This window comes from Curtobacterium aurantiacum (assembly GCF_018598555.1).
GTDB classification, from domain to species: domain Bacteria; phylum Actinomycetota; class Actinomycetes; order Actinomycetales; family Microbacteriaceae; genus Curtobacterium; species Curtobacterium aurantiacum.
In genome coordinates this window covers 33,045-41,581 of record NZ_JAHEWN010000023.1, presented here as the reverse complement: position 1 = coordinate 41,581, position 8,537 = coordinate 33,045, and the positions used below count along the sequence as shown (strand labels likewise).

Annotated in this window: 9 protein-coding genes; 1 reads left to right on the top strand and 8 read right to left on the bottom strand. The window is 72.7% G+C overall.

The features are described from left to right. Positions 1-387 precede the first annotated feature (387 nt). From rlmN to KK087_RS15780, 3 genes are all read right to left on the bottom strand, one after another. Positions 388-1,620 carry a dual-specificity RNA methyltransferase RlmN gene (gene rlmN, locus KK087_RS15790; protein WP_110862858.1) on the bottom strand — a complete coding sequence of 411 codons (1,233 nt, stop codon included), beginning with the start codon at positions 1,618-1,620 and terminating at the stop codon, positions 388-390. A gap of 92 nt (positions 1,621-1,712) precedes the next feature. Continuing rightward, positions 1,713-2,666 carry a C40 family peptidase gene (locus KK087_RS15785; RefSeq protein ID WP_214545442.1) on the bottom strand — a complete coding sequence of 318 codons (954 nt, stop codon included), beginning with the start codon at positions 2,664-2,666 and terminating at the stop codon, positions 1,713-1,715. A gap of 182 nt (positions 2,667-2,848) precedes the next feature. Beyond that, positions 2,849-3,607, bottom strand: a complete 759-nt coding sequence (locus KK087_RS15780) for a pyridoxamine 5'-phosphate oxidase family protein (protein ID WP_214566567.1) — start codon at positions 3,605-3,607, stop codon at positions 2,849-2,851. A gap of 21 nt (positions 3,608-3,628) precedes the next feature. On the opposite strand from KK087_RS15780, the gene pdxR reads away from it, so the two are divergent. After that, complete coding sequence (gene pdxR, locus KK087_RS15775) at positions 3,629-5,107, top strand: MocR-like pyridoxine biosynthesis transcription factor PdxR (RefSeq protein ID WP_214566565.1); 1,479 nt, start codon at positions 3,629-3,631, stop codon at positions 5,105-5,107. A gap of 22 nt (positions 5,108-5,129) precedes the next feature. On the opposite strand, the gene KK087_RS15770 is transcribed toward pdxR, so the two are convergent. The 5 genes from KK087_RS15770 to KK087_RS15750 form a co-directional block, all read right to left on the bottom strand. Next, positions 5,130-5,324 (bottom strand): hypothetical protein, encoded by a 195-nt coding sequence (locus KK087_RS15770; RefSeq protein WP_214566563.1) that lies wholly within the window; start codon positions 5,322-5,324, stop codon positions 5,130-5,132. Positions 5,325-5,485: 161 nt separating this feature from the next. Beyond that, complete coding sequence (locus KK087_RS15765) at positions 5,486-6,403, bottom strand: phosphogluconate dehydrogenase C-terminal domain-containing protein (RefSeq protein ID WP_214566561.1); 918 nt, start codon at positions 6,401-6,403, stop codon at positions 5,486-5,488. Then, positions 6,400-7,245, bottom strand: coding sequence for a sugar phosphate isomerase/epimerase family protein (locus KK087_RS15760; protein ID WP_214566559.1), 846 nt, complete (start codon positions 7,243-7,245; stop codon positions 6,400-6,402). The genes KK087_RS15765 and KK087_RS15760 overlap by 4 nt, the downstream gene beginning before the upstream one ends. After that, positions 7,242-8,048, bottom strand: coding sequence for a triose-phosphate isomerase family protein (locus tag KK087_RS15755; RefSeq protein WP_214566557.1), 807 nt, complete (start codon positions 8,046-8,048; stop codon positions 7,242-7,244). The genes KK087_RS15760 and KK087_RS15755 overlap by 4 nt, the downstream gene beginning before the upstream one ends. Then, on the bottom strand, positions 8,048-8,533 hold the full coding sequence (locus KK087_RS15750; RefSeq protein ID WP_214566555.1) for a ribose-5-phosphate isomerase: 486 nt from the start codon (positions 8,531-8,533) through the stop codon (positions 8,048-8,050). Before KK087_RS15750 ends, KK087_RS15755 begins: the two co-directional genes overlap by 1 nt. Positions 8,534-8,537 lie beyond the last annotated feature (4 nt).

Below are 8,537 nucleotides of genomic sequence, written 5' to 3'. Positions count from 1 at the left end.
CGACCCACAAGGGGCTCCGCCAGAGAGGCATTCGTCTTGTTCCACCCTCGGACACGTCGAATCACTTCGACTTCTTCGGGGGGATGTTGCCTGAGCGGGACCCCGTCCGGACTGCGCATCCAGGGCTTGCACCCTGTGACCGTCTCGGCCGTTCCGTTCTCCGCCTCAGCGGCAACGAGTGATTACTTTACACACGCCCCTGGGGCCCTGCCAACCGTCGTCCCTCCCGGGCGTGTCGCACTCGGGTGAACGGCACGTGTCCCCCGGGTTTCCGGGGATCGACGGGGTGGGCGCGACCCCGGGAACGGCGGAAGGCACGGTGCGAACCCGCACCGTGCCTCCCGAACGAACCGAACCCGCTGACGGGGCGGACCGGACCCAGCCGACCTACTCGGCTGCGGCCAACTGACCGCAGGCCCCGTCGATCTCCTTGCCACGGGTGTCGCGCAGGGTCGTCGGGATGCCGGCGGCGTTGAGTCGGCGGACGAACTCGTCCTGCACGTGCACCTCGGACGAGGTCCACACGGAACCCGGGGTCGGGTTGAGCGGGATCGGGTTGACGTGCACCCAGCCCTTGCCGCGCTTGTTGAGCTTCTCGGCGAGCAGGTCGGCACGCCAGGCGTGGTCGTTCATGTCCTTGATGAGCGCGTACTCGATCGAGACACGTCGGCCCGTCTTGACGTAGTAGTTGTGGGCGGCGTCGATCGCCTCGTCGGCCTTCCAGCGGGAGTTCACCGGGATGAGCTCGTCGCGGAGTTCGTCGTCGGGTGCGTGCAGGGACAGCGCGAAGGTGAGCGGGATCCCCTCGTCGGCGAGCTTGATCATCGCCGGCACCAGACCCACTGTCGACACGGTGATGCCGCGGGCGCTCATGCCGAGCCCGTTCGGCTGCGGCGCGACCATCAACCGCACGGCGTCCATCACCCGCTTGTAGTTCGCGAGCGGCTCCCCCATGCCCATGAACACGATGTTCGTCACGCGCTCCGCGTCGACGCGGTCCTGCCCGCCCTTGCGGGGGTCGCCCCCGAGCTCACCGGCGGCGATCGCGGCGTTGGCCCGGACGATCTGCTCGATGATCTCGGCGGTCGACATGTTGCGCGTCAGCCCCGCCTGGCCGGTGGCGCAGAACGGGCAGTTCATGCCACACCCGGCCTGGGACGAGACGCAGAGCGTGATGCGGCCCGGGTAGCGCATGAGCACCGACTCGACCAGGGCGCCGTCGTGCAGCTTCCAGAGGAACTTGATCGTGTCGCCGTTGTCCGTCGCCAGCCGCCGGGTCTCGGTGAGGAGCGGCGGCAGCATCCCGGCGACCAGCTGTTCCCGCTGGGCGGCGGGCAGGTCGGTCATCTTGGCCGGGTCGGACGTGTAGTGCTGGAAGTAGTGGGTCGCGAGCTGCTTGGCGCGGAAGCCGGGCAGCCCGAGTTCCTTGACGCGGGCCTCGCGCTCCTCGGCCGTCAGGTCGGCCAGGTGCACGGGCGGCTTGCCACGCTTCGGGGAGGCGAACTGCAGGAGCGGGCGACCGTCGGTGTCGGTGGCCTGCTTCCAGCCCTCGGTGCGCGGGCGCACCTGCGGACGAGCAGACTGCTGCTGTTCGAACGGGGTGCGGGTGTCGGAAGCCATCACTCCAGGATACGGGAGGCCCGTGACACGCGGGTACGGCCCGTTCGGGTGGCCCCGCCGGTCACCACCAGGGCCCGCGATCGCTGGTCGGGTCAGCTTCCCGCGGGCAGGACGCGGGCGAAGTGGTGTGCCGCCGAGTACATCGGGACGATGTCGACGACCTCACCCGGGTGCGGCGCCTGCAGGACGAGGCCCTGCCCGAGGTACAGGCCGACGTGGTCCTCGTCGTCGTACACGACCAGGTCGCCCGGCAGCGCCTCGGACTCCGGGATCGTGGTGGCGACGGCGTCCTGCGTCGGCACGTAGTGCACGAGCTGGATCCCCACCGCCTGGTACGCGACCATCGTGAGCCCGGAGCAGTCGATGCCCTCGTGGCTCGCGCCGCCCTCGACGTACGGGTCCCCCATGTACTGCAGGGCGGTCTGCACGATCGTGGCCCGGTCGCCCCCGGCCGAGAGGGCGGCGGACAACGCGGACTGTGCCTGCGCGGTCGTCACCCCGAAGCGGAGGTCGAGCGTCGGGTAGGACACGATCGTCGTCGTGGTGGTCATGCCGTCGGTGGAGACGACGGGGACCTGGACGTCGTGCGCCACCGTGAAGGTCTGGGCGTCCTGCGCCGTGGTCGTGCCGGAACGGGTGTCCGTGGGCAGGGTGTCGGCGTTCGCGGGGAGGGCCAGCGTCAGGCTCGAGGTCACCGCGATCGCGGGGGCGAGCAGGATCGCGGCGCGCTTCGCGTTCGCGGAACGGCGGACGTGCCGCGGGTCGACGGCACGCTCGGCACGGAGGGTGGCCGTGCGGCTCAGCACCGCGTGGCCGGCGGACGACGCCACGGGGGCCGGACGCGGCTGCATCCGCACGGTCCGGGCCGGCTTCGGGTGTTCGACGAAGGTGGAGCGGGCGGCTGCGGGGCCGAGGGCCGAGCGGCGACCACGGGAACGGGACGGCTGCGTGTCCGGCGTCAGCGGCGCGGGGTCGACCGCGTGGTGCGTGCGCATCGGCGCGGGCTGGCGGTCGTCGGCTGCTGCGGGCAGTGCGTGGCGTCCCATGGGTCCTTCCGGGTCGGGACCACTCGGCGGTCCGGAAAGTAACGTATTGGTCACGGCGGTCCTCGCGGCTGGGCAGCGCCGGAGTCTTCCTGCAGCTGGTCACAGGAAGGGGCACCGCTCGCAGGCCCCTCCGACGGCGCGCACGGCTGTTCCGGAGCCGGAGCGCGGCCGTGGACCGGGGCTCAGACCGACGTGACCCGCATGACGGCGGCGATCCGGGCCTCCCGGTCGGCCGCCAGGCGCTCGAGGCGAGCCGACAGTGCGACGACGGACGCGTCGACCGGGCTGTCCCCCGAGATGTCCCCCGGGATCGGGACCCCCGCGCGGACCGCGAGTGGCAGCACGCCCGCCCAGACGGTGTGGTCCTCACCGTCTGCCGGGTCCTCGCCGACGCCGTGGGCTCGGACCTTGACGCTCGCGCGCTCGAGGGGCAGCTGGAGGACCTGGGTGGCGCGGACCTCCTTCGCGGTCATCTCGCGCACCTCGGTTCGGCGGCCCGGCATCAGGTGGTCGGCCACCTGCCAGAGGGCTTCGGCGCGGAGGTCGGTCGGCACCACGGTGGCGCGGCCGGCGATCATCGCGCTGCGGTAGTTCGCCGAGCTGTCGTGGGTCGAGCGTGCGAAGACGAGGCCGTCCAGGTGGGTGACGGTGGCGGCGACGGGGACGCCCTCTGCCCCGGCGTCGAGGAACAGGCCACCACCGGTCGAGCCGTGCAGCAGCAGGACGGGGCCGTCGCCGAGGTCGCCGACGGCGCAGAGGAACGGGAGGACGACGGGGTGGCCGCCGCGGACGATGCCGACGTGGGCGATGTGGGCCTCGGCGAGGATCGCGTGCAGGACGGCGGGGTCGTCGGACTGACGGTCGCGCAGGCGGCGGACGTGGAGGGAGGGGCCGTCGGTGGGCGGGTCGGATGGGCTCAGCTGGGCGTTCGGGGTGGGCATGGGCTCACGCTAGGGTCACCAGTGGTCCGGCATCTGGACCAGATCGGGGCGATCGCGGTGGACCAGTCGAGCAAGGTGGCCGGTGTGGTGGCACGGGTACGCCGGATGGTGCACGACGGCACCCTGCGCGAGGGCGATCCGCTGCCCTCGACGCGGGCGCTGGCGGTCGAGCTCGGGGTGGCCCGGGGCACCGTCGTCGCGGCGTACGAGCAGCTCGACGGCGAGGGGTACCTGCGGACGCGGCACGGTGCCCTCGCGCGGGTCGCAGCGGGGGTGCGCGGGCCGGCGGCGAGGGCATCGGCGGAGACGGGTGGGGGCACCGATGTGGTCCGCGCCAGCACCGGGCCGACGGGCGCCCTCGCGGCCGCTGTCGTGTCAGGCTCCCTGGCCGTTCCCCTCGTCGACTGCCGTCCGGGCATCCCCGCCGTCACCGCCATCCCGCAGCGGGACTGGCGGGCAGCCTGGCGCGCAGCGGCGTCGGCTCCGCTCCGGAACGCGATCGCGGAGCCGCTCGGCTCCCCCGACCTGCGGGCACAGGTCGTCGCCCAGCTCGGCCTGACCCGCGGGTTCACGGCGACGGTCGACCGGGTGCTCGTGACCGCGGGGACCTCGGAGGCGCTGTCGCTCGTCACCGAGGCGCTGCGAGGGCTGCTGGGTCGCGCTCCCGTCGTCGCCGTCGAGGACCCCGGCTACCGCACCGGCCACCGTGCGATCACGAGCGCGGGCGGGTCCCTGGTGGGCATCCCGGTCGGGGAGGACGGCCTCGACCTCGATGCGCTCGAGGCCTCCGGACCGGTCGACGCCGTGCTGGTCAGCCCGACGCACCAGTACCCGCTCGGGTCGGTGATGCCGGTAGGGCGGCGCCGGCGGCTGCTCGCTTGGGCCTCCACCACCGGCACCGTGGTGGTGGAGGACGACTACGACTCCGAGTTCCGGCACCGCGGCGCTCCCGTGCCCGCACTGGCCGCACTCGACGTCGAGGGCGTGGTGCTGCACGTCGGAGGGTTCTCGAAGACGCTCGACCCCCGGCTGCGGTGCGCGTACGTCGTGCTGCCGACGGGTGCAGCGACGGGTTCCCCGGTGACGGAGGCGGTGTTCGCCGCCCGTCGGGCGCGTGGCGCGGTCGTCGCCGAACCGGTGCAGGCCGCGCTCGTGCACCTGCTGCGGACGGGTGCGCTTCGGCGGCACCTCGGTCGGGTGCGTCGCGACTACATGCACCGCCGGGCCCGGATCGCGGCTCGGCTCGGCGACGTCGCCGGCCTGGAGGCCCGTGCCCTGAACGGCGGACTGCACGCGGTGGTCACGTGGTCGGGTCCGACCACCGGGGCGCAGATCGCGCGTCGGCTTGCGGACGCCGGGGTGCTCGTCGCGACGCTCGAGGAGTACGGGCTCGCGCCGGGCAGCACGCCGCCGGGCATCGTGTTCGGCTACGGCGCCGTGACGATGCCCGAGCTCGACCGCGCGCTCGACGCGCTGGTGACTGCGGTCACGGGCAGCTGAGCGCTCGCCTGACCGATGTGCGTCAGCGGCACTCGGCGGTGCCGTTCCCCCGGGCGTTGACCAGGTCGGCGAGGGACGGTTCGCCGACCTCGCCGGGCAGCGCGTGCCCACGACGGGCGGCCTTGCGGACCTGGCGGTAGGTGGTGACGTGCAGGGGGTCCACATCGGCGGCGGACTCGTAGTTCGACGGGGCGCTGGTGGTGGGCGAATCGGTCATCGCGACGGACGGTACGCGTGCCGGGAGCCGTGGAACCACGTGCTGCGTTCCGCGGCCAAACCGCGGGCGACCGCGACGCATCACGGACCCGCGGACGGCACGGGGAACGCCCCGCCGGAAGGGGGTCGGCGGGGCGTTCCGGTCCGTGGGGTCCTTCGTGATCAGCGGCGGACGGCGTCGATCTTGAGCATCTTGGCGATGACCGAGTCGAGTTCACTGTCGTCGAAGACCTGCTTCCAGTCCTCCTTGATGAGCTTCTCGCGGCCGTAGCCCATCGCGATGTGGCAGGCGTCGGAGAACGGGTTCGAGCCGCGCAGGCCGTTGGTCAGCGCGATCCAGGTGTGGCCGTAGAGCATGGCGCGGGCGGCTTCGCGCGGCACGCCGACGCCGGTGACGGTCTCCTCGAGGGCGTCGTTGAGGAAGTCGCCGATCATGCAGGCGATCGTCTCGACCAGGGTCGGCTCGAGCACGGCGAGCTGCTTCACCGTGACCCAGTGCACCTGGATGACCGGGGCGTACATCGTGGTGATGACGGCCTCGGCGACGGCCTTCGCGCGGTCGCCCTCGTCGCCGAGCGACTCGGACGCGTCGAAGGCCGCGATGACCTCCTGCGGGGCGGCGATGCCACCGAAGGTGTCGTCCCACTCGGCCTTGGTGGTGCGCTCGAGGAACACCGACGGGTGGCACGGGTGCGCCACGGCGTAGTGGATGTCCTCGCGCTTCGCCAGCAGACCGGCGTAGGCGGCCGCGGGGTCGAGCGTCAGGATCGACGCGCCGGGCTTCATGACGGGGACGAGCTGCTCCGAGATGGTGCCGAGCAGGACGTCGGGGACGGCGAGGATGACGACGTCGGCGGCCTTCGCGGCGTCGAGGCTGTCGGTGATCTCGCGGCCGAGGGCCTGGATGCGCTCCTGACCGGCGGGCGAGGCCTCGCTGTAGAGGGTGGTGTAGTCGCTCTTCGCGAAGTTGTTCGAGACGCGGGTGCCCATCTTGCCGCCGGCACCGATCACGGCGACGGTGACGTCGGCCGTGCCGGATCCGGCAGCGACGGTGTGGGTGGTGGTGACGGTGTCGGTCATGATTCCTTGCTCCTGATGTACTCGATGGTCTGTTCGGTCCACGCCGCCTCGGTGCGGGTGGTGGTCTGTGCGGGGGTCTCCCCCGGCAGGGGTTCGCCGCCGGCGTGCTCGTCCTGCCACGGCAGCCAGAACTCGACGACGCGGTTGACCCCACGGGCCTCGGGCTCGACCGCGGCGCGGACGGCGTCGTAGTCGAGGACCCCGGTGCCGATCACGACGCCGGTGTACTGGAACCCGACCCAGCCCGGTGAGCGGGTGAAGGCGGAGTCCTTGACGTGCCAGTTCCGGGTGAGCGGGGCGCACCGGGCGACGACGTCGGCGGGGTGCTCGAGGTTCGCGACGGTGTTCGCCGGGTCGAGGCAGATCCCGAGCGCGGGGCTGTCGATGCGTTCGACGACGTCGACGAGGTCCGTGGTGGCGACGACCTCGTAGGTCTCCAGCGCGAGGGTCACGCCCGCGCGCTCGTAGGCGGGGAGCGCCTGCCGCAGGCGTCGTTCGGTCTCGGCTGCGTCGGGCTGGTCGTCACCGCTCGTCCACATGCTCCGCACGAGCGTCGCGCCGAGCTGCTGCGCGACGTGCAGGTACCGGGCGAGGTGCTCCGGCCGGGTGCCGCGGGTACCGACCTCGAGCGTGAGACCGAGGTCGTCGGCGAGGGTGCGGATCGAGGCCAGACGCTCGTCGGTCGCGGTGTCGAGCGGCAGGTGGTCGCAGATCTGGAACAGCTCGACGCCGTCGTGGCTCGCGGCGTCCCGCAGGGCGTCGTCGAGGGACATCGGCGACGGGACGCGGTCGGACATGCGCCAGAAGTAGGCGTAGGTGGAGAGGCCGAGCAGGGAGGTCACGGGGTCACCGCCAGGGCGTGCGCTTCGTCGAGGATCGTGCGGATCGCCTCGGGGTCGTGGGCGAAGCGGCCGAGGAACAGGCCGCCGATGCGTCCGGCACCGCGGGTCAGCAGGCCCGGACCGGCACTGCCGCCGTAGATCGCGACGGAGCCGGCGAGCTCCGGTCGGGTCGCCAGGTGCTGCTCGATGCCGGCCAGCACCGCGACGATGTGCTCGTCGGGCGCGGGCTGCGGGGCACCGATCGCCCACACCGGCTCGTACGCGGCGATGAGCGGTCCGGCGAGGCCGTCGGCGGTCGCCGTGGCGGTGAAGCGGTCGAGCTGCGCGGTGACCTCGGCGATCGCGGCCGCGGGGTCGCCGTCGGCGGCGCGCTCGGTCTCGCCGATGCAGACCAGCGGACGGAGTCCGTTCCGGAAGGCCGCGTGCACCTTGCCGGCGATGTCCTGGTCGGACTCGTGGAACAGGGAGCGGCGCTCGGCGTGGGCGATCTCGACCAGGTCGACACCGATCTCGCGGAGCTCGCGGCCGGAGACCTCGCCGGTGAAGGCGCCCTCGTCGGCCCACGCCAGGTCCTGCGCGCCGAGGAGCACCGGGGCACCGGACGCGGTCAGGATCGCCCGGACGGGGACGAGCGACGGGAACGTCGGCACCACGAACAGCTCGACCGCGCCGGACCGAACCGCCGGGTGGGTCCGGGCGATCTCGGCCACGGCGGCCGCCCACTCGAGCGTCCGGGCGTGGCTGAAGTACATCTTGAGCGACACCCCGATCGTCACCGGGGCGGCCGCCGTGGTCGCGGGCATCAGGCGTCGGTCCCGACCGGGGCGGAGCCGTCGTAGGCGCAGATCGCGTTGACCTTCTCGGCGCTGGCGCTCGTCTGGTCGAAGGTGTAGCCGAGCCACTCCTTCGCCATCCGGCGCGCGACCTCGACCCCGACGACGCGCTGGCCCATGCAGAGGACCTGGGCGTCGTTCGACAGGATCGAGCGCTCGACGGAGAACGAGTCGTGCGCGGTGACCGCGCGGATGCCGGGGACCTTGTTCGCCGCGATGGCGACGCCGAGGCCGGTGCCGCAGATCAGGATGGCGCGGTCGGCCTCACCGTTCGCGACCAGGCGTGCGGCGTCGACGGCGACGTGCGGGTAGGCGGTGTGCCCGTCGGCGTCCACGCCCACGTCGACGACGGAGACCACCCGGGGGTCCTTCGCGAGGTCGGCCTTGATGACCTCCTTGTAGTCGAAGCCGGCGTCGTCCGAGCCGACGACGATGCGGAACTGCTGCTCACTCATGCGG